This window comes from Streptomyces sp. NPDC026206 (assembly GCF_040638465.1).
Lineage (GTDB): Bacteria > Actinomycetota > Actinomycetes > Streptomycetales > Streptomycetaceae > Streptomyces.
Genome location: NZ_JBEZYL010000019.1, coordinates 24,053 through 48,543, shown reverse-complemented (window position 1 = coordinate 48,543; position 24,491 = coordinate 24,053). Strand labels below are relative to the sequence as shown.

25 protein-coding genes and 4 pseudogenes are annotated in these 24,491 nt (G+C 71.8%); 14 read left to right on the top strand and 15 right to left on the bottom strand.

Annotated features, from left to right (window positions below; all coding sequences use genetic code 11):
• The first annotated feature begins 323 nt into the window (after positions 1-323).
• The 5 genes from AB0F13_RS23565 to AB0F13_RS23545 are packed head-to-tail and all read left to right on the top strand — an operon-like array spanning position 324 to position 4,649.
• The gene (locus tag AB0F13_RS23565; RefSeq protein ID WP_362085664.1) at positions 324-1,838 is read left to right on the top strand and encodes an ATP-binding protein; all 1,515 of its coding nucleotides are present in this window, start codon (positions 324-326) and stop codon (positions 1,836-1,838) included.
• Between the two features lie 28 nt (positions 1,839-1,866).
• The gene (locus tag AB0F13_RS23560; RefSeq protein ID WP_190132885.1) at positions 1,867-2,253 is read left to right on the top strand and encodes a roadblock/LC7 domain-containing protein; all 387 of its coding nucleotides are present in this window, start codon (positions 1,867-1,869) and stop codon (positions 2,251-2,253) included.
• Positions 2,250-2,621 (top strand): DUF742 domain-containing protein, encoded by a 372-nt coding sequence (locus tag AB0F13_RS23555; protein WP_362085661.1) that lies wholly within the window; start codon positions 2,250-2,252, stop codon positions 2,619-2,621. Before AB0F13_RS23560 ends, AB0F13_RS23555 begins: the two co-directional genes overlap by 4 nt.
• Positions 2,602-3,225 (top strand): ATP/GTP-binding protein, encoded by a 624-nt coding sequence (locus tag AB0F13_RS23550; protein ID WP_362085659.1) that lies wholly within the window; start codon positions 2,602-2,604, stop codon positions 3,223-3,225. Before AB0F13_RS23555 ends, AB0F13_RS23550 begins: the two co-directional genes overlap by 20 nt.
• On the top strand, positions 3,222-4,649 hold the full coding sequence (locus tag AB0F13_RS23545) for a cytochrome P450 (RefSeq protein WP_362085656.1): 1,428 nt from the start codon (positions 3,222-3,224) through the stop codon (positions 4,647-4,649). Before AB0F13_RS23550 ends, AB0F13_RS23545 begins: the two co-directional genes overlap by 4 nt.
• A gap of 225 nt (positions 4,650-4,874) precedes the next feature.
• On the opposite strand, the gene AB0F13_RS23540 is transcribed toward AB0F13_RS23545, so the two are convergent.
• Positions 4,875-5,936 carry a hypothetical protein gene (locus AB0F13_RS23540; RefSeq protein ID WP_362085653.1) on the bottom strand — a complete coding sequence of 354 codons (1,062 nt, stop codon included), beginning with the start codon at positions 5,934-5,936 and terminating at the stop codon, positions 4,875-4,877.
• Between the two features lie 893 nt (positions 5,937-6,829).
• Here AB0F13_RS23540 and lnt point away from each other — a divergent pair.
• The gene (gene lnt, locus AB0F13_RS23535; RefSeq protein WP_362085788.1) at positions 6,830-8,377 is read left to right on the top strand and encodes an apolipoprotein N-acyltransferase; all 1,548 of its coding nucleotides are present in this window, start codon (positions 6,830-6,832) and stop codon (positions 8,375-8,377) included.
• On the opposite strand, the pseudogene AB0F13_RS23530 reads toward lnt, so the two are convergent.
• The 3 genes and pseudogenes from AB0F13_RS23530 to AB0F13_RS23520 all read right to left on the bottom strand — a co-directional run.
• Positions 8,349-8,569 (bottom strand): annotated as a pseudogene (locus AB0F13_RS23530) (gfo/Idh/MocA family oxidoreductase); the annotation flags it as partial. The gene lnt and the pseudogene AB0F13_RS23530 sit on opposite strands and share 29 nt — an antisense overlap.
• Before the next feature lie 90 nt (positions 8,570-8,659).
• Positions 8,660-9,156: pseudogene (locus AB0F13_RS23525) on the bottom strand (transposase); the annotation flags it as partial.
• 45 nt (positions 9,157-9,201) lie between these two features.
• Positions 9,202-9,660 (bottom strand): MarR family transcriptional regulator, encoded by a 459-nt coding sequence (locus tag AB0F13_RS23520; protein WP_362085650.1) that lies wholly within the window; start codon positions 9,658-9,660, stop codon positions 9,202-9,204.
• Positions 9,661-9,744: 84 nt separating this feature from the next.
• Here AB0F13_RS23520 and AB0F13_RS23515 point away from each other — a divergent pair, with 84 nt between their 5' ends.
• Complete coding sequence (locus AB0F13_RS23515) at positions 9,745-10,116, top strand: VOC family protein (RefSeq protein ID WP_362085647.1); 372 nt, start codon at positions 9,745-9,747, stop codon at positions 10,114-10,116.
• A gap of 82 nt (positions 10,117-10,198) precedes the next feature.
• Here AB0F13_RS23515 and AB0F13_RS23510 read toward each other — a convergent pair.
• Positions 10,199-10,315 (bottom strand): annotated as a pseudogene (locus AB0F13_RS23510) (gfo/Idh/MocA family oxidoreductase); the annotation flags it as partial.
• Positions 10,316-10,337: 22 nt separating this feature from the next.
• Positions 10,338-11,519 carry an FAD-dependent monooxygenase gene (locus AB0F13_RS23505; protein WP_362085644.1) on the bottom strand — a complete coding sequence of 394 codons (1,182 nt, stop codon included), beginning with the start codon at positions 11,517-11,519 and terminating at the stop codon, positions 10,338-10,340.
• 71 nt (positions 11,520-11,590) lie between these two features.
• Between AB0F13_RS23505 and AB0F13_RS23500 the strand changes: the two genes are divergently transcribed.
• The 3 genes and pseudogenes from AB0F13_RS23500 (at position 11,591) to AB0F13_RS23490 (ending at position 13,567) form a co-directional block, all read left to right on the top strand.
• Positions 11,591-12,196 carry a TetR/AcrR family transcriptional regulator gene (locus AB0F13_RS23500; RefSeq protein ID WP_362085641.1) on the top strand — a complete coding sequence of 202 codons (606 nt, stop codon included), beginning with the start codon at positions 11,591-11,593 and terminating at the stop codon, positions 12,194-12,196.
• Positions 12,197-12,329: 133 nt separating this feature from the next.
• A pseudogene (locus tag AB0F13_RS23495) lies at positions 12,330-12,772 on the top strand (DinB family protein).
• Positions 12,773-12,877: 105 nt separating this feature from the next.
• A complete protein-coding gene (locus AB0F13_RS23490; protein WP_362085638.1) occupies positions 12,878-13,567 on the top strand; it encodes a hypothetical protein in 690 nt (229 codons plus the stop codon).
• A 51-nt stretch (positions 13,568-13,618) separates the two neighbouring features.
• Here AB0F13_RS23490 and AB0F13_RS23485 read toward each other — a convergent pair whose 3' ends face one another.
• The 5 genes from AB0F13_RS23485 to AB0F13_RS23465 form a co-directional block, all read right to left on the bottom strand.
• Positions 13,619-14,311, bottom strand: a complete 693-nt coding sequence (locus tag AB0F13_RS23485) for a uracil-DNA glycosylase (protein ID WP_362085635.1) — start codon at positions 14,309-14,311, stop codon at positions 13,619-13,621.
• A 133-nt stretch (positions 14,312-14,444) separates the two neighbouring features.
• On the bottom strand, positions 14,445-15,206 hold the full coding sequence (locus AB0F13_RS23480; RefSeq protein ID WP_362085632.1) for an SDR family oxidoreductase: 762 nt from the start codon (positions 15,204-15,206) through the stop codon (positions 14,445-14,447).
• A 17-nt stretch (positions 15,207-15,223) separates the two neighbouring features.
• A complete protein-coding gene (gene fabG, locus AB0F13_RS23475) occupies positions 15,224-15,985 on the bottom strand; it encodes a 3-oxoacyl-ACP reductase FabG (protein WP_362085629.1) in 762 nt (253 codons plus the stop codon).
• Positions 15,986-16,123: 138 nt separating this feature from the next.
• The gene (locus tag AB0F13_RS23470; RefSeq protein WP_362085627.1) at positions 16,124-16,516 is read right to left on the bottom strand and encodes a DUF3037 domain-containing protein; all 393 of its coding nucleotides are present in this window, start codon (positions 16,514-16,516) and stop codon (positions 16,124-16,126) included.
• A complete protein-coding gene (locus tag AB0F13_RS23465; protein WP_362085624.1) occupies positions 16,513-17,337 on the bottom strand; it encodes a HipA family kinase in 825 nt (274 codons plus the stop codon). Before AB0F13_RS23465 ends, AB0F13_RS23470 begins: the two co-directional genes overlap by 4 nt.
• A 117-nt stretch (positions 17,338-17,454) precedes the next feature.
• Between AB0F13_RS23465 and AB0F13_RS23460 the strand changes: the two genes are divergently transcribed.
• Positions 17,455-17,949, top strand: coding sequence for a Rieske (2Fe-2S) protein (locus AB0F13_RS23460; RefSeq protein ID WP_362085621.1), 495 nt, complete (start codon positions 17,455-17,457; stop codon positions 17,947-17,949).
• 29 nt (positions 17,950-17,978) lie between these two features.
• Here the strand turns inward: AB0F13_RS23460 and AB0F13_RS23455 are convergent, their stop codons facing one another.
• The gene (locus AB0F13_RS23455) at positions 17,979-18,620 is read right to left on the bottom strand and encodes a cysteine hydrolase (RefSeq protein WP_362085618.1); all 642 of its coding nucleotides are present in this window, start codon (positions 18,618-18,620) and stop codon (positions 17,979-17,981) included.
• A 126-nt stretch (positions 18,621-18,746) separates the two neighbouring features.
• Between AB0F13_RS23455 and AB0F13_RS23450 the strand changes: the two genes are divergently transcribed.
• The gene (locus AB0F13_RS23450; protein ID WP_362085615.1) at positions 18,747-19,232 is read left to right on the top strand and encodes a pyridoxamine 5'-phosphate oxidase family protein; all 486 of its coding nucleotides are present in this window, start codon (positions 18,747-18,749) and stop codon (positions 19,230-19,232) included.
• Here AB0F13_RS23450 and AB0F13_RS23445 read toward each other — a convergent pair.
• Entirely contained in the window at positions 19,229-20,137 is a 909-nt protein-coding gene (locus AB0F13_RS23445; RefSeq protein ID WP_362085612.1) for a LysR substrate-binding domain-containing protein, read from the bottom strand. The two genes, AB0F13_RS23450 and AB0F13_RS23445, sit on opposite strands and share 4 nt — an antisense overlap.
• 73 nt (positions 20,138-20,210) lie before the next feature.
• Here AB0F13_RS23445 and AB0F13_RS23440 point away from each other — a divergent pair, with 73 nt between their 5' ends.
• On the top strand, positions 20,211-21,254 hold the full coding sequence (locus AB0F13_RS23440) for a DMT family transporter (protein ID WP_362085609.1): 1,044 nt from the start codon (positions 20,211-20,213) through the stop codon (positions 21,252-21,254).
• Here the strand turns inward: AB0F13_RS23440 and AB0F13_RS23435 are convergent.
• Positions 21,245-22,576, bottom strand: a complete 1,332-nt coding sequence (locus tag AB0F13_RS23435) for an aminotransferase class I/II-fold pyridoxal phosphate-dependent enzyme (RefSeq protein WP_362085606.1) — start codon at positions 22,574-22,576, stop codon at positions 21,245-21,247. The two genes, AB0F13_RS23440 and AB0F13_RS23435, sit on opposite strands and share 10 nt — an antisense overlap.
• Before the next feature lie 35 nt (positions 22,577-22,611).
• On the opposite strand from AB0F13_RS23435, the gene AB0F13_RS23430 reads away from it, so the two are divergent.
• Positions 22,612-23,304 (top strand): pyridoxamine 5'-phosphate oxidase family protein, encoded by a 693-nt coding sequence (locus tag AB0F13_RS23430; RefSeq protein WP_362085603.1) that lies wholly within the window; start codon positions 22,612-22,614, stop codon positions 23,302-23,304.
• Here AB0F13_RS23430 and AB0F13_RS23425 read toward each other — a convergent pair.
• Positions 23,291-24,367 (bottom strand): EamA family transporter, encoded by a 1,077-nt coding sequence (locus tag AB0F13_RS23425; RefSeq protein WP_362085600.1) that lies wholly within the window; start codon positions 24,365-24,367, stop codon positions 23,291-23,293. The genes AB0F13_RS23430 and AB0F13_RS23425 overlap by 14 nt on opposite strands.
• Between the last annotated feature and the right edge of the window lie 124 nt (positions 24,368-24,491).

The following is a 24,491-nucleotide window of genomic DNA, read 5'->3' as shown; positions in this document are numbered from 1 at the left end:
GGCAGGGTTCGCCGGACGGACCACCCGTGAGCGTGACTTCCGACGCGTGCCGAACGCCCATTCATGCCGTTCGGAAATACATTCGTTCATGTGGTGCAGGACATTATGAGGCCATTCGAATTCGCTTGTCAGGTCGTCACGCGAATATGACAACTTCGCGCCGGAGCACCGCGCGACAAGCTACGCTCCATCTCGCGCAGCGGGCCGCCTCGACTTCGGCACGCTGCGGTCAAGTGCTGTGCTGCCGCCGCCTTTCCGGGAGAACGGAAAACGCCGCGCGCCGGCCCCCACTCCTTTATGTCTCAAGAGTTCCGAGGATCTCGATGGTTGGTACTGGCTCGTCGGCTCCAGGGCGGCCCCCCTCCGCTCTTATATGGGTGGTCTCCCCTCTGGTACTGGCCGTGTGCACGGTCACGGCGTCCCTCGCCGTGACGCCCGAAGCGCGCGCGCCCGTGGCCTGGTGCGGAGCGGCCGCCACGATCGCGGTGGCGCTGGCCGCCGCCGAGGCGGCGCGCCGCGGACGGGTGATCGCCGGGCTGCGCCGGCGCCACGCCGAGCGGGAGGCCCTCCTGCAGCACCGGCTCGACCAGCACGACGCGGAGACCTGGCGGTTCGCCCGCGATGTGATGCCCGAGGCGCTCAAGCTGATGCGCCACGGCGCCCCCACCGACCAGGTCCTGCGGGTCACCATCCCGATCCACGAGCTCGAACCGGGCTTCGCCGCGGCGCACCGGTCGATCGTGCGCTCGGTGATCGAAGCCGTCCAGGCGGAAGAGGCGCTGCGTGACGCCGCCCACCGCGCGTTCGTCAACATCGCCCGCCGCATGCAGGCCATCGTTCACCAACAGGCCTATGACATCAGGGAGATGGAACACAAGCACGGCAACAACCCGGATGTGTTCGGCGATCTGCTGCACCTGGACCACGGCAACGCCCTGACCGGCCGGCTCGCGGACAGCATCGCGGTGCTGGGCGGCTCGCGCCCGGGCCGCCAGTGGCGGTCCGAGATCCCCCTCTACAACGTGCTGCGCGGCGCGATGTCGCGCATCCTCGAGTACCGCCGCGTGGATCTGCACTCGGTGGCGGACGTGGCCGTCGTCGGCCCCGCCGTCGAGCCCGTGATCCACGCGCTGGCCGAGCTGCTCGACAACGCCACCCGCTACTCCCCGCCGCAGACCCGGGTGCACCTGACCGCCGTGGACATCCAGTCCGGGATCGCGGTCGAGATCGAGGACGCCGGCGTCGGCCTGACCGACGAGGCCCGTCGCCGTACCGACCGGGTGCTCTCCAAGGAGGGCGGCCTCGACCTGGACGACCTCGGCGAGTCACCGCGGCTGGGTCTGGCGGTGGTCAGCCGGCTCGCCAACGCCCACGACTTCATCGTGTCGCTGCGGCCCTCGGCGTACGGCGGTGTCCGCGCAGTGTTGGTGATCCCGCCGAACCTGATCACCGCGAGCAGGTTCCCCGGCGGCGACATCGCCCGCGCCCCCAAGCTTCCGCCGTACAAGAAGAAGCGGCGGCCCGGCTCCGGCTCCATCCCCGCCCAGCCCTCGGCGGCGCCGATCATGGACAGCCCCGTCCCCCCGCCCCTGGGCGACACCGGACTCCCCCAGCGCCGGCGCCGGCGCGGCCCCGCACCGCTCCCGTTCGGCCGGGGTGCGGCCGAACGCGGCCGGGGCACGGCCGCCCGGCGGACCCCGGCCCCGCCCGCTCCCGAGGAGCAATCCGTGCAGCCCGGACTGTGGCTGGCCGCCTTCACCAGCGGCGTCAACGGAGAGCTGCCGCAGGACGGGCCCGGCCGGCCGAACAGTGATATCCCGTCAGACAAGGAAGAGTAGCCAAGTGACGCAGCAGCCGCGGTTCAACATGGACTGGATGCTCAAGGACCTGGCAACCAGCGTCCCCCAGACCCGCCACGTGATTGTGCTGTCCTCGGACGGCCTGCGCATGGCCCAGCACGGCACGGACACGGAGGTCGCCGACCGTCTCGCCGCAGCCTGCGCCGGACTGCAGAGCCTCTCGACGGCCATCGCCTCGGAGTTCCCGCACGGGGACGGGCAGATGCGCCTGGTCGTGATCGAGGTCGACGGCGGTTTCTTCTACCTGATGGCCGCCGGCGCCGGGGCCTACCTGGCGGTACTGGCCGACGACGACGTGGACGCCGGCCTGATGGGCATGAAGATGCGGGATCTGGTGGCCCGTATCGGGTCCCATCTCACCAGCCCGCCGCGGGTCGGTGGGCCGGTGACATGAACGGCTCCGGACCCCAGCGCGAGTCCGGTCCGGAGCCACCGGGCAATCCGGACCGGCTGTACATCCTCACCGGCGAAGGCACCGCGGAGGCGAAGAGGGACCTCGACCTGGTAACGCTCATCGTGACCCGGACCGAGTCCGACCCCGGGCTCCAGCCGGAACACACCGCCGTGGTCAGGATGTGTGACTTCCCCCTGTCGGTCGCCGAAATATCGGCGTACCTGGAGCTGCCGGTCAGCACGCTCACCCCGCTCCTCACCGAGCTGCTCTCCGGTGGGCAGGTCGAGGCCCGCCCACCGGTTCCCGCGGCCGCGCTGCCCGATGTTCGACTGCTTGAGGCGGTGATGCATGGACTACAAAAGCTCTGACGGCTACGCCGGGCCGCGCAGCGAGGACATCCTCCCGGCCTCCGCCACCGCGGCCGTGAAGGTGGTGATCGTCGGAGGATTCGGGGTCGGCAAGACGACCCTGGTCGGTGCGGTGAGCGAGATCCGGCCGCTGACGACCGAGGAGACGATGACCCAGGCCGGGGTCGGCGTGGACGACCTGGCCGGGATCGAGCAGAAGACCGAGACCACGGTCGCCATGGACTTCGGCCGCATCAGCATCAACGACCAGCTGGTGCTGTACCTGTTCGGCACGCCCGGCCAGGAACGCTTCTGGTTCCTGTGGAACGGGCTCTTCGAGGGGGCGCTGGGGGCCGTGGTGCTCCTCGACACCCGGCGGATGGAGGTCAGTTACGACGTGATCGGCCGCCTCGAGGAGCGCGGGGTGCCGTTCGTCGTCGGAGTCAACGCCTTCCCCGGCGCACCCCGGTACCCGATGTCGGAACTGCGCACCGCGATGGACCTGGACGATTCCGTACCCATGGTCGACTGCGACGCCCGCGACCGCGCTTCCTGCCGCGACACCCTGATGGCGCTGATGCGCTATCTGTACACCCTCACGACCGTCCCCACGGAGTCACAGTGACCAACCCCTCTGAACACGCGCGCGCCGAAGCCCTCACGACGCCGCCGCCCGGCTGTCCGGCACACGCCGGCGCAACGCGGCTGTACGGCCCGGAGGCCGAGTCCGACCCGTACGGGCTGTACGAGCGGCTGCGCACCAAACACGGACCTGTGGCGCCCGTCCTGCTCTCCGGCGACATCCCGGCGTGGCTGGTATTGGGCTACCGGGAGAACCTCGATGTGACGCGTACGCCTTCGCGGTTCTCACGGGACTCCCGGCACTGGCGCGAGATTCGCGAGGGCAGGGTCCCGCCCGACCACCCGCTGGCGCCCGTCACCACCTGGCAGCCGATCTGCGTCTTCGCCGACGGTGAGCAGCACGAGCGGTGGCGTGGCGCCGTGAACGACAGCATCGCGCGCTTCGACAAGAGGGGCATCCGCCGCCATGTCACACAGTGCGTCAATCAGCTGGTCGACCGCTTCTGCGCCTCGGGTCAGGCCGATCTTGTAAGTCAGTTCGCCGAGCATCTGCCGATGATGGCGATGACCCAGCTGCTCGGCATGCCCGAGGAGTACAGCCCCCAGCTGGTCAACGCCGCACTCGACATGCTCAGGGGCACCGAGACTGCGGTCGCGAGCAATGCGTTCCTCCAGGAGACCCTGCGCAAGCTCGTGGCGCGGAAGCACGCCCAGCCCGGAGCCGACTTCACCACCTGGCTACTGGAGCATCCCTCCGGCCTTTCGGACGACGAGGTGCAGCAGCATCTGCGACTCGTTCTGATCGCCGCTTTCGAATCTACGGCGAATGTCATCGCGAACACCCTGAAGATGGTGCTCACCGACATCCGCTTCCGGGCCTCCCTGGCGGGCGGGCACATGACCCTGCCCGACGCTGTCGAGCAAGTACTCTGGGATGAACCACCGTTCATCACCATCCTGGGCCGCTGGGCGACTCAGGACACGGAGCTCGGCGGGCAGCAGATCAAGTCGGGCGACGCACTGGTACTGGGACTGGCCGCCGCCAATGTGGACAAGGCGGTGCGGCCCGACCTGGACGCGCCCATCCACGGCAACCGCGCCCACCTTTCCTTCAGTGGCGGAGCTCACGAATGCCCCGGTCAAGACGTGGGGCGGGCTATCGCGGGCACGGGAATCGACGCCCTGTTGTGGCGACTGCCCGATCTGGCGCTCGCCTGTGAGGAGTCCGAACTGAACTACCGGTCGGCCATGATGAGCCGCCGTCTGACTGAACTACCGGTGAAGTTCACGCCACATGAGCCCCAGCTTCTGGAGCCGGCCGACGACGAGTCTCCGTCGGCACAGCCGGTCGGTCCAGAGCACCGGGCAACCGCTCCGGTAGCGACTCCCGGGGAGTCGGCCCCCGCACGTTCCTCGTGGTGGCGGTCGATCACGAAGCGGAGGTGGCTGCGCCGCCGCCGCTCCTGAACTTGATCGGGAGAGATACGCGCAGGGCGACAGCCGGTGTTCTGCCGAAGGGGGCGCACGGACGGTGCCCATGGGCGCGCTCTGCGCCAATCTCAGGGAAGGAACGGGGCTTCCGCTGGCGTGACTTCCCTGACCTGCACCTTGGGTGGCGGGGTGGCGGGGTGGCGCTGGAGCCAGCGCGGTCGAATCACCATTCCCATAACACCCAACCGGCTGGCTGGCTGATCAGCCGACTGGGACAGCCGCGGCAGTCGGGCGTTGTCCTGGGAGCGGTTCGTCCTCAGGAACGTAGCGGCGTGCGCTGGTGTACCAAGCGTAGAGGCCGGACAGGAAACTGAGGGCTCCCTGCAGCCACGTCTCCAGCCCGGCGCGCTCACAGGCGTTCAGCCCGGCCTGCCGGATGAGCGGGGGCAGTTCGGTCTGCGCGAGATGCTCGAAATAGCGAAGCCTGGCATTGACCAGATCAGCTGCGGCACACACCGCCTCCTGGACCGTGATACCCAGGGACGCTTCGAGGACGACGACGAGGTTGTTGACATCGCGTTCGTCGTCAACCTCCCGCTGGTAGGAGACGATGTCGTTCGCCAGTCCCATGTGGTCCATGAAGGCGTCGAGCAGGGCGGAAACGGTCCGGGTGTGCCTGATGTTCTCGGGGATCTGCGCGCCGGTGGAGAGCTCGACAAAGCAGGGGGCGGTGTAGGCGGCGAAGCTTTCGCGCCGAAACAGGGCGTACTCGATGAGGTCGGGCACACGGCCTGCGAGGTTGTTGGCCAGCTCCTGCACTCCCGCGTCGATGTACCTCCGCAGGGCCCGGTTGAGTTCCTGCTGCATGTGCGCCGGTGTGGAGCGGAGCAGATGGTCCTGGATGTCGGCCAGTCCCTGTTCCACGGCGTTGGTCGGATCCGGAACCACCGCCCCCGGCACCGACGACAGGAAGGCGTGGAGACGGGTGGTGAAGGCCCGTGCCCCCGGCAAGTCGCCTGGCTGTTTGAAGGCGGAAGCGAAATAGTCGTCCCAGGCCAGAGTCCAGAGCATGAGCCGGTGAGCGAGCCGAAGATCGGCGAGGGAGGCGCCGGGGACAGTCCATGCCGTCAGCCGGTCAACGGCCATAGCGTGAAACTGGGGCAGGCTCCAGATCGCTTCGCGGGTGGATGACGCGCCACAACCCAGCATGCCCATACGACGGGCCCATGTCTCGTTCTCCTCATGCAGAGCCGGGAAGTGGGAATTCACGTGCGTGGGGTACGGCATCCGCAGCTTTGGGAGCTCGATAGCCTGTCGTGTCACGGGGCTCCTCCTTCAACCAGGCTTCCACCCTGATTTTGGCCACTGACTGTCACGCTGCGATGCCAACGTAATTGAAGAGACACCGGTCGGAGAGTCTTCGTCGGCACCTCTTTCGAGCCATTTTCTCGACCGGAAAGACTTCGGGCAGCTTCACCACCACAACGCCAAGAGGCCCGGCGACACCGACATGGGCTACGGCAGTAGGGAGACTGGGTGCCGCTTCTCAGCAGGCCACTACAACTGGTTCGGATCACACAGGGGATCAAGAAAGCAGGTCTCTTGGGCCTGAGCGCTTCGCCCAGCGAGGAACATGCCTGCCGTCCCGTCGGATTCGAGAACTGCACAGCCGGGAAGCCGGAGCGATCTGGTGCTCATGAGAACCTCCACTGTGAGTACGGAAAGCGCGGCCCATACTCCCGAGAAGCCTCAGGTGTCCGGTAGGCGGAGTGAAAGAGCAGAGGACAGAGCTGGCTGCTCCGACGGATGAGGCGAAGTACTGGCTTCCGGCGCGCTGTTCGCTGACACTGTCTGCCCCTGGCAGTGCTTCTCGTCGCCTGTTTGAGCTGACTCCGGGTACAGGCGACGGTTTGCGCAGCCGGTCGAGTTGCCTGTTAATACGCCTGCGTTCAGGGCGTCGTTGACAAGCTTCTGCCAGTGTGCACGACAGGGACTGTGCGGATGTCTCGGCCGCTTGAGGGGTGGCTGCGGTGCCGTTCCACGCCGCAGGCATGGTTCTTGCGATGCCGGATCATCGTGGAGTGGGCAACCCCGGGGCGGCGAGCAGAGACGTTGCAGCTGCCCTGCGTTCGACGCCATGCGTGGTGACACAGGTGAAATGCCGGGGCATGCCCGACACTGGTGACCAGCGCGCTTGAGGGAGGCACGTGATGACGATGCGGTCGTCGGCGGAGCAGCTCGGACGATTTCTCGCTTCACCCTGGTGGCGGGCCCTTGCGGCCGTCGTCGCCGGGGCGCTGCCCGCGTTGGCCTTTCCCGAGCCGTCGCTGTGGTGGCTGGCCTGGGTGGCCCTCGTACCGTGGCTGCTCATCGTGCGCTCGGCGCGTAGCGGGCGGCGGGCGGCTGTCGACGGGTGGCTGGGCGGCGCCGGGTTTCTGCTGGCCGTGCACCATTGGCTGCTACCGAACCTGCATGTCTTCATTCTGGTGCTGGCCGCGCTGCTGGGGCTGTTGTGGGCGCCCTGGGGGCTGCTGGCCCACCGGTTGCTGGGCGGATCGCCCGGGGCCGGCCGGGTGGTGGTGGCGCTGGTGGTGCTGCCGTCCGGCTGGCTGCTGGCCGAAGGGGTGCGGTCCTGGGAGTACTTGGGCGGTCCGTGGGGGTTGCTCGGCGCCAGCCAGTGGCAGGTCGCGCCCGCGCTGCGGGTGGCCTCGGTGGGGGGCGTGTGGCTGGTCGGCTTCCTGCTGGTAGCGGTCAACACGGGGCTCGCCGCGCTGATTTCGGCGCCCCGTGCCCGTACGGCCGCGGTGGCGGGGGTGCTCGCCTGTGGGGCGGTGGTCGGCGGCGTGTGGGTGTGGGCGCCCGTGCCGCAGCTCGTGGGCACGGTGCGGGTGGCACTCGTGCAGCCGGGGGTGATCGACGGCCAGGGCAGCGTGGAGCGCCGCTTCGACCGCGAGGAGGAGCTCACCCGGCGCCTGGCCGGGCAGCGTCTGGACCTGGTGGTGTGGGGCGAGAGCAGCGTCGGCCAGGACCTGGGGAGCCGTGCGGACCTGCGGGACCGGCTCGCCGCGCTCTCCCGGGCCGTCGGTGCGGACGTGCTGGTCAACGTGGACGCGCGGCGCTCGGACCGGCCGGGCATCTTCAAGAGCTCCGTGCTGGTCGGTCCGGACGGGCCCACCGGGGACCGCTACGACAAGATGCGGCTGGTCCCGTTCGGGGAGTACATCCCGGCCCGCTCGGCGCTGGGCTGGGTCACCTCGGTGGGCAAGGCGGCCGGCGAGGACCGCAGGCGTGGCGAGCGGCAGGTGGTGATGCGGCTGCCGGACACGCGCGGCAGCGGTCTGCGCGTGGGCCCGCTGGTGTGCTTCGAGTCGGCGTTCCCCGACATGAGCCGGCGGCTGACGAAGGACGGCGCCCAGTTGCTCGTGGCCCAGTCGGCGACCTCGACGTTCCAGCACAGCTGGGCCCCTGCGCAGCACGCCTCGCTCGCCGCGCTGCGGGCGGCGGAGACGTGGCGGCCGATGGCGCACGCGACGCTCACCGGAGTGAGCACGGTGGCCGACCCGCGAGGCCGCACGGTCGGCGAGCGGCTGGGCACGGAACGCGGTGCGGCGGCCGTCTACGACGTCCCGCTGGCGCGGGGCACCAGCCCGTACGTGCGGACCGGGGACTGGGCCCTCTACGGCTCGCTCGTGGTCGTGGCCGTCTTCTGTGCCGTCGCTGTCGGCCGACGAGCGGTCAGGAGGCCTGTCGCCGCACGTCGGTGACGATCCGCTCGCACAGTTCGTGGGTGAGCAGCGCGTCCGGCGCGTCCAGCGTCCTGCCTGCCGGCCACCGCCTCGACGAAGGCGTCGAGGCGTCGACGGCCTGCTCGGTGCCGCGCTGCCGGACGACGGGCACCCAGTCGCCGCGGCGGCGGACGGTCGGCCCTTGTGGTCCACGACCTCGGCGAGGTTGAGGGGGTAGCTGTCGCGCGGCATATCCCCGAGAGCCAAGGCTTCGGACGCGGCATCAAGGGCCCTCGACAGCTTCGCTGCCATGTGGAAGTGGGACAGCATCGGCTTCAGGGCGAGGCTGTCGTGGGTGTGGGCCGCGGAGAGCCCGACGCGGAGGGGCAGCCCGGCAGCATCGGACAGGACGTGCATCTTGGAACCCGACCTGCCACGGTCCACGGGCGACGGACCTGCCAGTTCGGCCCCTTTTTGGCGCGGATACGGGCGGAGTCCAGCACCGTGCGCGACAGGTCGGCCAACCCCTGCCCGTCCAGGAGCTCGAGGACCTTCTGGTGGAGCCGGCCCCAGGCGCCGGCCCGTGACCAGATCAGGAACCGGCGGTGGACCGTGGACTTCGATGCCCCGGAACGCGGCGGCAGTGCACGCCCGGCACAGCCTCTGACCAGCACAGACACGATCGCGGCGAAGACCGCCTCATCGTCAATGTTCGCCACCCCACCGCCCTGCGGACGCACCCGCGCCGCAGGCAGCAACGGCTTCACCAACTGCCACAGACCACCCGGAACAATCCAGTACCACCGCCCACCGCCCACTCCCCATGACCACAACAACAGTCACCAGCCGTGTAGGACACAGTCTTACTTGTCGAGTGCTGCTGTCATGCGGTCGAGGTCGGCGAGGAGTTGGGTGAGGCGTTGCTCGGGGACGGCGTCGGTCATGCGTTGATCGATGGCGTAGACGGCGGAGCGTGCCGTCGCGAGGCGGCGGTGGCCTTCCCGGGTGAGGTGGGCGGGTAGGGCGCGGCCGTGGTCGGTGGTGGCCGGGCGGGTGATGAGGCCGGCGTCCTGCAGTCCACGAAGGACGACGTTCATGGACTGCCGTGTGACGAAGGTGCCGCGGGCCAGTTCGGCGTTGGACAGGCCGGGGCGCTGGTCGAGGAGTTCGAGGCAGGCGTACTGCGGCACCGTCAGGCCGTACTCGCGCAGTGCCCTGTCCATCGCGGTGCGCAGGGCCGCGGCGGTGCGCTTGAGGCGGTAGCCCAGGCGTTCGGTCACGTCGGCGGTCGGCGGGGCCTGGCTGGAGGAAGCATCGTGCATGTCAGGAGTTTGACATGAACGGGCGCCGCCGTCTAACTTCTGGGCATGTCAGAGTCCTGACATGCCACAGATTGGGAGGTACTCATGACGGTCACCGTCAGCGGGCCGGACTTCATCGCTCTGCAGGTACGCGATGTGGAAGCGGCTGCCGCCTTCTACGAGGAGCGTCTCGGGTTGCGCCGGGCGCCTGCCTCACCGCCGGGCGCGGTGGTGTTCGCCACCGAGCCGGTTCCGTTCGCCGTCCGCGAGCCGCTGCCGGGAGTGGATCTGGGCACCGTCGAGCGGCCCGGCATCGGGGTCGCCCTGTGGTTCCGCACCACTGACGCACAGGCGCTGCATGACGGGCTCCACGCCGCCGGGATCCCTATCGTCAAGGCGCCCGAAGACGGTCCGTTCGGCAGGATGTTCACATTCGTCGGCCCTGAGGGCTACGCCATCACCGCACACGAAGGCTGACCATGACGGCCATCGCGCGCTGCGCCCTCACCACTTCCTGACATCCCCTCGCTGCATTGCGTGCTCAATGCAGCGGCTTTCAGTGCTCCAGGAACTGGGCGTGCCCGGGGGCGTAGCGGCGGTTGAAGCCGACCATGAGGGAGACCTGCCGCTCCCGGGCCAGGCGGACGAGCCGCTCGGACTCGGCGAGGTCGTAGGCAGGTGCACCTGATGATGACTGTCTAGGCAGCGTACGTGCGGGCCGGTGGCCGCCAGTCGGCGATGCCGTCGAAGCCGCGCAGCAGGAGCCCGGGGGCGAGGCGGCTTGCGGCGGTGATCGCGCCGTCGCGCAGGGCGGTGGCGGGGGCGGGGGCGAGCAGGGCCGTCCGGGCGGCCCGTGCCGAGCGGCGCACGACGTCCATGGTGCGCGGCAGCCGGTCCCGGGTGTAGGCGGCCAGCGCGGGCGCGAGGTCCCGCTCACCGGGCGTCAGGTGGTGGGCGAGGACGACCGCGTCCTCGATGGCCTGGTTGCCGCCCTGGCCGAGGTTCGGGTGCATGGCGTGGGCGGCGTCGCCGAGCAGGGCGGTGCGGCCCCGGTGATAGGCGGGCAGCGCCTCGGCCATGACGTGCACGTCGTGGCGCAGGATCGCCTCGGGACCGGCCGCGGCGAGGAGGGCGGGAACGGGGTGGTGCCAGGTGCCGAAGCGGCGCAGCAGTTCGGCCTTCTCGTCGTCGGGGGCGCGGTCGCGGGCCGGGGCGGCGGCCGAGGCGTAGGCGTAGATCCGCCCGTCCTGCAGCGGCTGGGTGCCCCAGAGCTGTCCGCTGCCCCAGGTCTCGTGCGGTGCGAAGGGCTGCCTGGGCGCGGGGACGATCATGCGCCAGGTGGTGAATCCGGTGTGGACGGGGCCGGGGTGGGCGGGGAAGAGGGCGCGGCGCACGGCCGAGGAGATGCCGTCGGCGCCGACGACGAGGTCCGCCGCGATGTCGCCGTGCGGGGTGGTGACCGTGGCCGGGCGGCCGGATGTGCCGGGGTCGGCGAGCGTCGCGGGGGTGCCGGTGCGGACGGCTCCCGCGGGCAGCCGTGCGGTGAGCAGGCCGGCGAGGGTGGCGCGGTGCAGCAGGACGAGGGGGCCGCCGAAGCGGCGGGCCGCGGCCGCGCTGTCCGTACGGGCCAGCCAGCGGCCGCTCGGCGCGCGCAGTCCGCCGCCGCCCTGCCAGGCGGCCAGTGCGCGGATGTCGTCGCCCAGGCCGAGGACGTCGAGGGCGCGCTGGGCGTTGGGGGCGAGGGAGATGCCGGCGCCCACGGGTTCGAGGGTGGCCGCCCGCTCGAGGACCGTGACCTGCCAGCCGCTCTGCCGCAGGGCGACGGCGGCGGTGAGCCCGCCGACTCCGGCACCTATGACGACGGCATGGGGTTGTTCCATGATTCCTCCTCGTCACTACATTCGTAGTGAGAGATTACTACGGACGTAGTGGAGCGGCTAGATTGGACGCCATGACCGCCGAACGCAGCGCCCGCCCAGCGGGCGCGTCGACCCGCGCCGAGCTGATCGCCGACACCGCCATCGCCCTCCTCGCGGAGCGCGGCATGCGGGGGCTGACCCACCGCGCGGTGGACGAGGCGGCGGGGCTGCCGCCGGGCTCGACCTCCAATCACGCCCGGACGCGTGCGGCGCTGCTGGAGCTCGCGGTACGCCGGCACGCGGTGCGTGAGGCGCGGGTACTGACGCCCCAGGAGATGACCGGCCTCGCGGGCGGGCCCGAGGCGCTGGCCGACGCGCTGGCCCTGGCGCTGCACCGCTCGCTCACCGGCCACCGCGATCTGGTCGTCGCCCGCTACGAGCTGGCGCTGGAGGCGACGCGGCGGCCGGAGCTGCGGAAGATCTACGACGAGGAGGGCCGGGCCTTCCGCGAACCGCTGGTCGCGCTCATGACCGCCGCGGGGTCCACCGATCCGCAGCGCCACGCGCTGTCCCTGCTGGCATGGTGCGAGGGCCTGATGTTCTCGTGCGTGGCCGGCTCGTTCCACGCCGAGGTGCCGGAGCGAGGCGAGTTGCGGGCCGGGTTCGCGGAACTGCTGGGCGGGATGCTCGGCCGATAATCCTCGGCACTGCCGCGCGGCGGCCGCCAGGATGGCGGCCATGATCACTGCCGAACGCGTCGACCTGCCCACCGTGGCCGGCTAGCGCACCGCCCTCGAAGGCTTCCTCGACTATCAGCGCGCCACCCTCGCCATGAAGTGCGCCGGTCTCGGCGACGAGCAGCTGCGGGAGGCCTCGGTGCCGCCCTCGGCGCTGACGCTGCTCGGGCTCGTAGGGCACTTGGCCGACGTCGAACGGCACTGGTTCCGGCGGATACTCGCCGGCGAGATGACGGCCGGGCCCCTCCATTACAGCGACGAGGACCTCGACGGGGAGTCCCACCTGACCGGGCAGGACACGGGAGAGCCGGGCAGGACACGGGGGAAGTGGCCCTCGCCGCCTGGCAGGCGGAGATCGCCGCGGCCCGCGAGGCGGCAGGCGGGCGGTCGCTGGACGACCTGAGCGCCGGCACACGCGCCAACGGCGACCACCATGACCTGCGCTGGATCCTCCTTCACATGATCGAGGAGTATGCGCGCCACAACGGTCACGCGGACCTCATCCGTGAGCGGATCGACGGCGCGACCGGGGAGTGATCCATGCTGCGGGTGGCGCACGGCGGCAGGCAGTGATCCCGTATCACCCCTGCGGGGAGTTCCCCATGGCCGTGGCGAGCCAGCAGGGTTGGGCGGGTGCATCGAATGCCCGCAGCGGCTGCCCTGGTGGCGGTGGCGATGTCGGCCACCGCCGGCTGTGTCTCCGTCAGCCCGCATGACGACCGGTCCGGACCGCCCCGCCTCTCGCGGGCCGCGGAGCCGGAGGCCGGGCCGGGCCCTGCCCGCGAGTCCCTGGTCACCACCGGTGACGACCCGGCCCGTGGCAGAGCGTCACTGGGGCGGTCGTCGGATCCGCCCCTGGCCCTGACCGGTGACCTCTCATGGGGCCCGTCGCGGAACCCCGCCTGGAAGCCGGCATGGGGTCCGGCGTTTGGCCCGTCATGGGACCGGCAGGGCACGGACAGGGGCGCGGCCGGTCCGGCGGACCCCACGCAGCCCGGCGTCCGGGAGCCCGCCCGGCCGCCGCGCCCGGCGCAGCGGCCGCAGGGTGGCGGGCGGTCCGCAGCGCCCCCGCCCCCCGCGTCCGCCCCCGCCTACCAGGAGGCTCACGAGGCGCCCGCCCACCGGCACGATGCGCCCGCACCGCATGCCGGCCGGCACGCGGAGAGCCGGCCGCGGCCCGGGCCCGAGTCGCACGGGGCGGCCGCCGCACCGGAGGCACCGGCGCCCCGCGGCCGTAAGGGCAGCGGCGTCTGTGCCCTGGGCGACTCCTACGGGAAGTGGGAGAAGGGCGGGGACGCCTCGCGGATCTGCCACCAGGTGTACGGGCACTGACCCGTGCGGGGCCGGGCGGGCCGTGCACAGGTCCCGCCCTGCCCGGCGCGGTCAGACCGCGAGGTCCGGGATGCGCCAGTCGACGGGCTCGTGGCCCTGGGCCGTGATGGCCTCGTTGATCTGCGTGAAGGGGCGGCTGCCGAAGAACCTCTTCGCCGACAGCGGCGAGGGGTGCGCGCCCTTGACGACGGTGTGCCGCTCCTCGTCGATGAGCGGCAGCTTCTTCTGGGCGTAGTTGCCCCAGAGCACGAAGACGGCCGGGTCGGGCCGGGAGGCCACGGCGCGGATGACCGCGTCGGTGAACTTCTCCCAGCCCTTGCCCTTGTGGGAGTTGGGCTCGCCGCCGCGGACCGTCAGTACGGCGTTGAGCAGCAGGACGCCCTGCTGGGCCCACGGCATGAGGAAGCCGTTGTCCGGCACGTCGTGGCCGAGCTCCTCCTGCATCTCCTTGTAGATGTTGCGCAACGAGGGCGGCGTCCTGACGCCCGGCCGCACCGAGAAGCACAGGCCGTGGCCCTGGCCGGCGCCGTGGTACGGGTCCTGGCCGAGGATGAGGACCTTCACCTGCTCGTACGGCGTCGCCTCCAGGGCGGCGAAGACCTCCCCGCGCGGCGGGTACACCGGTGCCTTCGTCCGCTCCTCCTCCACGAAGTCGATGAGCTCCTTGAAGTACGGCTTCTCCAGCTCCTCGCCGAGAACACCGCGCCAGGACTCGGGCAGCTTGTCGGTGACGGTCACGCACAACCTCCGGGGTTCGATCCGTTCTCGTCGAAGAACTTACCGGCGACCACTGACAACGCCCGCCGCGGAGCGTCCCCGGCCTCTCGTACCCCGCCTCTCGTACCCCGTACCCCGCCTCCCGGGCCGCACTCGCCCCTCAGACCCCGGCGTTGAGGAAGAGGCCTCCGTCCACGACGAGCGTCTGGCCCGTGATCCAGCCGGCGGCGTCGGACAGCAGGAACGCGGCCGCGCCACCGATGTCCTGCGGCACACCGAGCCGCCCGAGCGGGTACGAGGCCACGGCCTCCTCCTCGCGCCCCTCGTAGAGGGCGGCGGCGAACTTGGTCTTCACCACGGCCGGGGCGATGGAGTTCACGCGCACGCCCGGTGCCATCTCGTGCGCGAGCTGCAGGGTGAGGTTGACCATGGCGGCCTTGCTCATGCCGTACGCGCCGACGAAGGGGGACGCCCCGAGGCCGGCGACGGAGGCGATGTTGACGATCGCGCCGCCGTTGTCCTTCTGCCACGCCTTCCAGGTCTGCTGGGCGAAGCCCAGCGCCGAGACGACGTTGGTCTCGAAGACCTTGCGGGCGACGGCCAGGTCGAGCTCGGCGAGAGGGCCGAACACCGGGTTCGTACCGGCGTTGTTGACGAGGTAGTCCACGCGGCCGAAGGCCTCCATGGTGCGCTCCACGGCCACGGCCTGGTGGGCCTCGTCGTGCGCCTTGCCCGCCACGCCGATCACCTGCCGGTCGCCGAGCGAGGCCACGGCCTGTTTGAGGGCATCCTCGTTGCGGCCGGTGATGACGACACGGTCACCGCGGGCCACGAGGGCCTCGGCGATGCCGTAGCCGATGCCCCTGCTGGCGCCGGTGACCAGAGCGACTCTTCCGGAGAGCTCTCGCTCCTGAACGGTCATGTGTCCCTACCCTTCCCTCAGTTGAGCGGGCCGCCGGCCACGTACAGAACCTGGCCGGAGACGAAGCCGGCCTGTTCACCGGTGAAGAAGGCGACGGCGTTGGCGATGTCCGCGGGCTCGCCGACCCGCTGCACCGGGATCTGGCTCGCCGCGGCGGTCTTGAAGTCCTCGAAGTCCATGCCCACCCGGGCCGCGGTGGCGGCGGTCATGTCGGTGGCGATGAAGCCGGGGGCGACGGAGTTGGCGGTGATGCCGAACTTGCCGAGCTCCTTGGCGAGCGTCTTGGTGAACCCTTGCATTCCGGCCTTGGCGGCCGCGTAGTTGGCCTGGCCGCGGTTGCCGAGGGCCGAGCTGCTGGAGAGGTTGACGATCCGGCCGAAGCCGGCGTCCACCATGTGCTTCTGGCAGGCGCGCGACATCAGGAACGCGCCGCGCAGGTGCACGTTCATGACGGTGTCCCAGTCACTGTCGCTCATCTTGAACAGCAGGTTGTCGCGGAGCACACCCGCGTTGTTGACGAGGATGACGGGGGCGCCCAGCTCCGTGGCGACGCGGGTCACGGCGGTGTCCACCTGGGCGGAGTCGGAGACGTCACAGCCGACGGCGAGGGCCGTACCGCCCGCCACCGTGATCTTCTCCACGGTGTCCGCGCAGGCCGCCTCGTCGAGGTCGAGGACGGCGACCGCACGCCCCTCGGCAGCCAGGCGCACGGCGGTCGCGGCGCCGATGCCACGGGCCGCGCCCGTGACCAGGGCTACGCGCTGCTCGGTGGTGGACATGCGGGTTCTCCTCACCTCGAAGGGCGGCTCTCCCGGCCCCGGATCAGCGGGTGAGCAACCGCTTAGTAACGTCGACGATCTCAGACGCTAGAAGCCCCGCCACCAGCTGTCAACGCCCCGCGGGGCGCCACCGCCCGCTCACCTGACCAGCAGGTCGAGGAGGCGCTCGGACTCGCGGTCGGGGTCGGCGGTCAGGCCGGTGTGCACCGGCCCGGGCTGTACGACCGTGCTGCGCGGCGCGATCAGCCAGCGGAAACGGCGCCCCGCGTCGTCACAGGCCGCCTGGCCGGCCCGGTCGCCGCCGGCGCAGACCCCCTCCACGGCGTGCAGCGCGGCGCGCACGCCCGCCACGTCCGCCGTGGGGTCGAGCGCCAGCAGCCGGGCCTCGTCCAGGTGGACGCGGGCGGCGACATAGGACTTCGCCTGGCAGTAGAGGACGACGCCCGCGTTGATCTGCTCTCCTCGCTCCACGCGCGGTACGACGCGCAGCAGCGCGTACTCGAAGACGTCGCGTCCGTTGTGGCGCGTCATTTCCCGGCCTTTCCGTTCAGCCTGACACGCACCCATTCCGGCGCCTGTGAGGGTTTGCCGGCGCTACGCTCGCCAACGGTGATGCGGTCGCCTATGGTCGCCGCGCGTTCGAGCAGGACCTCGGTGTAGGCGCGGCGCAGGGCGTCCGGGCTGTCGAAGCCCGGCTCGTCCACGAGCCATTCGTCGGGCACGTCGGCGGTGACCTCGGCCAGCAGCTCCGCGGTGACCCGGGGAGCGAGCTCGGCCGCGGCGGCCGCGACGTCCGGACCGAAGGAGGCGAGCACATGGTCGGAGGCGTCGTACGCCTTGCCGGCCGCGGCCGCCGCGCCCGGCCAGTTGTGGTGCCAGATCAGGGTGGCGCCGTGGTCGATGAGCCACAGCCGGCCGTGCCAGACCAGCAGGTTCGGGTTGCGCCAGGAGCGGTCGACGTTGTTGACGAGCGCGTCGAACCAGACCACGCGCCCGGCCTCGGCGGCGTCGGTCTCGAAGGCGAGCGGGTCGAAGCCGAGGGCGCCGGGGAGGAAGTCCATGCCCAGGTTGAGCCCGCCGCTCGCCTTGAGGAGCGCCTGCACCTCGGGGTCCGGCTCGCCCCGGCCGATGACCGGGTCCAGCTGGATGCGGGCCAGCTCCGGGACGCGCAGGTCGAGGCGGCGGGCCAGCTGCCCGCAGACGACCTCGGCCACCAGCGTCTTGCGGCCCTGCCCGGCGCCGCTGAATTTCATGACGTACGTACCGAGATCGTCGGCCTCGACGATGCCGGGGAGCGAGCCGCCCTCACGCAAGGGCGTGACATAGCGGGTCGCCGTGACTTCGGGGAGCATCGCCCCAGGTTACTCGGCTGTTGAACGCACCGGGCGCGGCGATGAACGCCGCGGGCCCGCGAACCGTATGGCTTCTCGTACCAAGCCACTCCTGGAACGAACAGCGAGGGATCGATCATGACGCATTCGTCACCCGCCCCGGCCGGCGCGACCCGGCGCACCGTCGTCGCGACGGCCGGGGCCGCCGGTCTCGCAGCCGTGCTCGCCGCGTGCGGCAGTTCGGACGGCGAGAAGTCCCCGGACGCCTCGCGGCCGGCCGCCCCGGCGACCGAGGGGACCGGCACGGCAGGGACGACGGCCGGGGCGAGCGGGCAGCCCGGCGGGGGTGAGGCCCTGGCCCGGACCGCGGACATCCCGGTGGGCGGCGGAAAGGTGTTCCCGGACCGGAAGGTGGTCGTCACCCAGCCGGCGAAGGGCGAGTTCAAGGCGTTCTCCGCGGTCTGCACGCATCAGGGGTGCCTGGTCAAGGAGGTGGCGAACGGGACCATCGACTGTCCCTGTCACGGCAGCAAGTTCTCCGCCACGGACGGCAGCGTGCGCAACGGCCCCGCGCGCAAGCCCCTGCCGCCGGAGCGGGTCTCGGTGAGCGGCGACTCCCTCACCCTGGGCTGAGCCGAGCCCGGCCGGTCCGCCGCGCCCACTCAACGCTGCCGCCGGTGCCGCCAGTCGCGCAGGAGCGCTTCGGTGGTGGTGAGGGTGGCAACGAGGGAGAGGGTGTGGCGGACCATGGCCGATGTGTAGTCGGCGGGCACTCCGGCGATGGCGTCGGAGGGGACGACGGCGGTGTAGCCGAGGTTGACGGCGTCGAAGACGGTGTTGGGGATCGCGACGTTGGCGGAGACGCCGGTGACGACCAGGGTGCGGCAGCCGAGGTTGCGCAGCAGGGCGTCCACGCCGGTGCCGGACAGCGGTGAGAGCCCGTGCAGCCGGCGTACGACCAGATCGCCCTCGCCGACGGGCACCGGGTCGGCGACGCGGACCGCCAGGGTACCGGTCAGCTGCTGGACGGGCAGGCGTTCGGCGGCGCGGAAGAGGTGGGCGTTGCGGCTGGCGCCGCGGCCGTCGGGGCGGCGCTCGGCGACGGCGTGCACGACCTGGATGCCCGCGTGGTGCGCCGCGGCGACGAGGCGGGCGACGTTGACCAGGGCTCCCGAGGCGCGGGCGACGGCGGCGAGCTCGGGCAGGGCGCTGTCGGGGCCGACGACTCCGCGCTGGCACTCGACGGTCAGCAGCACGGTGGTTGCCGGGTCGAACCCCTCGGCGAGCTGTTCCTGCGGCTCCATGGTGCTCCCTCGTCGGGTCTGCGCGGGGTCGGTCGGGGCGCGTGAGGGTAGCGGGCATTGCGCGGCGGGGGAAGAGCATCCATTCTTTCTGACAGTCAGTCAGATATCGAGGGCGGGTGGTGGGCGATGACCGTCACGCAGCGGCGGGGCCGCCGGATCATGATGACGGCGGACGAGCTGGACGCCTTCCTCACCGGGCAGCGCACCTGCCGGGTGGCGACGGCCGGCCGGGACGGGCGGCCGCACGTCAGCGCGCTGTGGTTCGTGTGGGACGGGCGGGCGCTGTGGCTGTACTCCCTCACCCGCAGCCGGCGGTGGGCCGACGTGCGGCATGATCCGCGCATGGCGGTGGTGGTCGACGACGGCCTGGAGTACGGGGAGCTGCGCGGGGCCGAGCTGTCGGGTGCGGCGGCCCCCGTCGGGGAGGCACCGCGCCGGGGTGTGCCGTGCACCGAGCTGGAGGCGCCGGAGCGGCTCTTCGCCGCCAAGTACTTCGCCCTGGAGGCGATGCCGCACGACGGCCGGCACGGCTGGCTGCGACTGACGCCGCTGAGCGTGGCCTCGTGGGACTTCCGCAAGCTGCCGGGCGCACGCCCCGGTGGCATGGGCTAGGCGCCCGCGCCCCCGCCGGCCGCCACCCGCAGCGCCTCGACGGCCGCCCGGATCGAGGGCCTGCGGTCGGCGTCCGCCCGCCAGATGGCGAACACGTGGCGGCACATGGTGGGCCGTACGGTCACGATGCGCACTCCCTCCGGCACCGGGCCCCGGCCCAGGCGGGGGGCCACGGCGATGCCGAGGCCGGCGGCGACGAGGGCGAGCTGGGTGTGGTGTTCGTCGGCCTTGTGCGAGATGCGGGGCTCCACGCCCTTGCCGCGCAGCGTGAACAGCAGCCAGTCGTGGCAGAACTCGCCCTTGGGCCAGGAGATCCACTCGTCGTCGGCAAAGTCCTCCAGGGCCACCTGTTCCCGGTCGGCGAGCGGGTGGCCGGCGGGGACCGCCACGTCGACGCGGTCGTCGAGCAGCGGGGCCTTGGCGAGGTCGTCGGGCACCGGCAGCGGCTTGTTGTACCAGTCGAGGACGACGGCGAGGTCGATGTCGCCGCGCACCACGCGCGGGACGGCCTCGTCCTGCTCCATCTCCTCCAGCCGGACGCGCAGCTGCGGATGGCCGGCGCGCAGCCCGGCGAGCGCGGCCGGGAACAGACCGCGGGCAGCCGTGGGGAAGGCACCCAGCAGGAGCTCGCCCACGGCGTGGCCGCGCTGGGCCTCCAGGTCGGCCTGGGCCAGCTCCACCTGGGAGAGGATGCGCGAGGCGTGCGAGGCGAGCAGCCGGCCGGCATCGGTCAGGCGCACCCCCCGGCCGTTCTTGGCGAGCAGCTGCTGGCCCGTCTCGCGTTCCAGCTTGGCCAGCTGCTGTGACACCGCGGACGTGGTCACGTGCAGTCCGTCCGCCGCACCGCTGACGGAACCGTGACGGGCGACGGCATCGAGGGTACGCAGACGCTCCAGGTTCAACATGTAAGTGATGCTACGCGATGCTCGATAATTTTATTTGCTTGTTCTAATACGTACGGTCCTGCATCGTAGTCCCATGAGCACCGTCGCCACTCCCAAGCCGCCATCCGCATCTGAGGTCACAAGTACCCCTGCCGCCACTGGCTCCGACTCCCCCACCGCCCCTGCGGCGCAGGAGCGCTCCCCCCTCGACTGGCGGATCCGCTTCGGCGCTCTCTCCCTCATCTGGGGATTCAGCTTTCTGTTCACCAAGCTCGGCACCGACGGCTACGCCCCGGCGTACGTCTCCTTCGGCCGGATGTTCTTCGGTGCGGCAGTGCTCGCCGTGGCAATGGCGGTCAAGCGGCAGCGGTTGCCGCGCTCCCCGCGTACCTGGGCACACCTGGCCGTGGCGGCCTTCCTCCTCAACGCCCTGCCGTTCACGCTCTTCGCCTACTCAGAGCTGACCATTCCCTCCACCCTGGCCGGCATCTGCAACGCCACGACCCCGCTGTGGGGCATGGTGCTCTCCCTCGTGGCGCTGTCCGAGGACCGCCCCACCCGGCGCCGCTTCGCCGGGCTCGGGCTCGGCTTCGCCGGCGTGCTCACCGTGCTCGGTGCCTGGCAGGGCTTCTCGGGGCAGGACCCGGCGGGCACCGTGATGGCGCTCATCGCCTCCGCCAGCTACGCCGTCGGCTGGATCTACGTCCGGCGCACGCTGTCGGGCACGGGTGACTCCCACCTCTCGCTCTCCGGCGCCCAGCTGCTCCTGGGCACCGCCCAGCTGGCCCTCGCCGCACCGGTGTTCAGCCCGCTGCCGGCATCCTTCCCCCTGCTGCCGCTGCTGGCCGTGGTCGCGCTCGGCGCCCTGGGCACCGGCTTCGCCTTCCTCCTGCAGTACGGGCTGGTCGCCGAGGTCGGACCGACGACCGCCACCCTGACGACGTACTTCATCCCGGTCGTCGCGACCGCGGCAGGCGTGGCCCTGCTGGGCGAGGACCTCACCTGGAACACCCCGGTCGGCGCGCTGATCGTGCTCGCCGGTGCGGCTCTGACCCAGAGCGGGTCAGCCGGCACCGCCCGGGCGGCCCGGTCCCGGGCCCGCCGGGCGAGGGCGGACCGGCAGAGCGCTCAGTCGTAGCGCCCCGCCGGCACCGGGACGGTCGCGGCCGCCAGCGCGTCGGCGACCGTCCCTATGTCCTCCATCGCCAGGGGGGAGACGGTCAGCCGCACCGCCGGCGGCGAGGCGACGCGAAAACGCGCGCCGGGCGCCACGGCCCATCCCGCCTGCAGCAGCCGCGTCACTGCCCCGGTCTCGTCCGGCACCGGCAGCCATACGTTCATCCCGCTGCGCCCGTGCGCCTCGATGCCCCGCTCCCGCAGTGCCCGCACGAGCGCGTCCCGGCGCCGCCCGTACGCGTCCGCCACCGCGGCCGCGTCCACGGCCCCGCTCCGCCACAGGTGCAGCACGGCGTCCTGCAGCACATGGCTCACCCATCCGTGCCCCAGCCGCTGCCGCCCGCGCACCCGGTCCACGGTCACGGCATCGCCGGTGAGCACCGCCAGCCGCAGATCGGGCCCGTAGGCCTTGGCGACCGAACGCACCAGCGCCCAGTGGCCGGTCACTCCGGCGAGCGGGTGCAGCGGCAGGTCGACGATGCCGTGACCGTGGTCGTCCTCGATGAGCAGGACATGGGGGTGCCGCGCGAGGACGGCCCGCAGCTGACGGGCACGCCCCTCACTGACGGCCGCGCCCGTGGGATTCTGCGCCCGGTCGGTGACCACCAGGGCCCTGGCGCCCTGCTTCAGCACCCGCTCGGCGTCCTGCGGAAGAGGGCCGTCGTCGTCGACCGCGACGGGGAGCACCCGCAGGCCGAGCGCGGGCACGAGGTCGAGGAGACTACCCCAGCCCGGGTCCTCGACCGCCACGGCGTCCCCAGGCCGCAGGTGCGCGGTCAGCACCCGCTCGATCCCGTCCAGCGCCCCCGAGGTGACCGCCACCGGCCCCTGCGGCACGCCGTCCCGCGCGAACGTCGACCGGGCCATGCGCTCGAGCTCCGTGTCGACCGCGGGAGCGCCGTACAGCACCGGATGGCGGCGCGCCCGCTCGGCGGCCGCCGCGAGCGCCTCGCCCAGCGGGGGCAGCAGCACCGGATCGGGGTTGCCGGTGGACACGTCCCGGACGCCCTCCGGCGCCTCCACGCGGATCAGCTCGCGCGGCGCGGTGGCCGGGCGCTCGCGCACCCGGCTGCCCCGCCGCCCCGACGTCTCGATCACCCCGCGGTCGCGCAGCGTCCTGTAGGCGGCCGCGACGGTGTTGGGATTGACGCCCAGCTCGACCGCCAATTCCCGCATCGGTGGCAGCAGTTCGCCCGGTGCGAGCCTGCCCGTTCCGACGGCGCGCTCCACATTCGCGGAAATCTCCGCCGCGCGACGACCTTCGATCCGATAGTCTCCTAGCACAAACACGAGTATGCACTAGTGCAATGGAGAACGCAATGTCTTCTTCCACGGTCGTCGAGCAGTCCTCCGGGGCCGGAGAATACGAGCGGACCGAGCGCACCACCCCCACCCGCGCCCGCGAACGCGCCTCCTACGACCGCGAGCGCATCCACGCGATACTCGACGCGGGGTACGTCTGCCACCTCGGCTTCGTCCGCGACGGCGCTCCCGTCGTCCTGCCCACGCTCTACGGGCGCATCGGGGAGCGCCTGTACGTGCACGGCTCGACCGGCTCGCGTCCGCTGCGTGACGCCGGGGAGGCGGAGGAGCCGGGAATGCCCGTGTGCGTCACGGTCACCCATGTCGACGGCCTCGTCCTCGCCCGCTCCGCCTTCCACCACTCCCTCAACTACCGTTCGGTCGTGGTGCAGGGCACGGCCCGGCGGGTCACCGACAAGGCCGAGCTGACCGCCGCCCTCGACGCCCTGGTGGAGCAGGTCGTGCCGGGCCGGGCGGCCGACTCCCGGCCGGCGTCGGCGAAGGAGCTGGCCGCCACGGCCGTGCTCCGCATCGATCTCAGCGAGGTGTCGGCCAAGGCGCGCGAGGGCGGCCCCAGCGATGACGCCGAGGACCTCGCCCTCCCCCACTGGAGCGGCGTCGTCCCCGTGACGACCGCCTACGGCGCCCCGGTCCCGGCCGACGACCTCGCCCCCGGCATCCCCGTTCCGGATTACCTCACCGGTCTCTGAGCACTTCCGCCGGCGCGGTGGCCGCCGGACCGCGTGCCTCCGCGCAGGCCAGCGCGGCCACCGCGCTCAGCAGGACGGCCGTTCCGGCCGCCGTGGCGGCGGTCAGGCGTTCACCGAGCACGACGACCGCGACGGCCGCCGCCGTGACCGGCTCCAGCAGGGTGACAACGCTCACCGTCGTGGCCCGCACCGCTGCGAGCCCCGCGAAGAACAACGCGTAGGCCAGCGCCGTCGGCACCGACACCAGGTATCCCAACAGCCACAGGGTCCGCCCCAGTTCATGCGCCCGCGGCCATAGGCCCTCGGTCATCGCGAGCGGCAGCAGGCACACCGTGCCGACCGCGAACGACGTCAAGGTCGTCGTGAACGGGTCCGACGCCCCGCCCCGCCGGCCGGCGAACCGGGTGTACAGGGTGATCAGCGCATAGCCCGCCGCCGACAGCAGCCCCATGGCGACCCCCACCGGGCGCACCGCGCCCGTGTCGTCGCCGAGCATCAGGACCGCCAGCCCGGCGAGGGCGCCGGCCACGGCCGCCCTGCCGCCCGCTCCGAGCCGCTCCCCCATGAGCAGCCTGCCGCCCAGCGCCACCATCACGGGGGCGGCTCCCAGCGTGACGACGGTGCCGACCGCTATGCCCGTCCCGTCGACCGCCGCGAAATAAGCGGCCTGGAAGACGGTGAGACCGGCGCCTGTGATCACCAGCCGTACCGCCCGCCGCCTGTTCGGTTCGCGGGGATACACCCGGCGCGGGCGCAGGGCCCGCACGGCCCATGCGGCCAGCAGAAGGGCGAAACCGCCCGCGGTGCGCCAGAAGGTGAGGGCGAGGGGGCCGAGGCCGCTGCTGTCGAAGGCCAGAGCGGCGACCGGCCCGGTGGTGCCCCAGGCCACGGCCGCGAAGGTGACGCAGGCCAGGCCACGGCCCACGGAGAGGCCGGCGGTCGCGCCCTTGACCGGAACCGCCGAGGGACCGGCCGGCCCGCCGGCGGGCGGGTCCGTGGCGTAGGACGGCCCGGTGGCCGGCCCGCCCGGAGAAGGGCAGGCCGGAAGAGAGGTGTTGTGCATGACTGTTCTCCCGCAGAAGACATGAGTGATCGCGTAGTCCGTGTGCGGGCAGCGGCGATCAGCCCGGGAACTCGTCCCGGGCCCGGTCCTCCGGGAGCGGCCGCCCGCGCTACGCGGCGGGAGG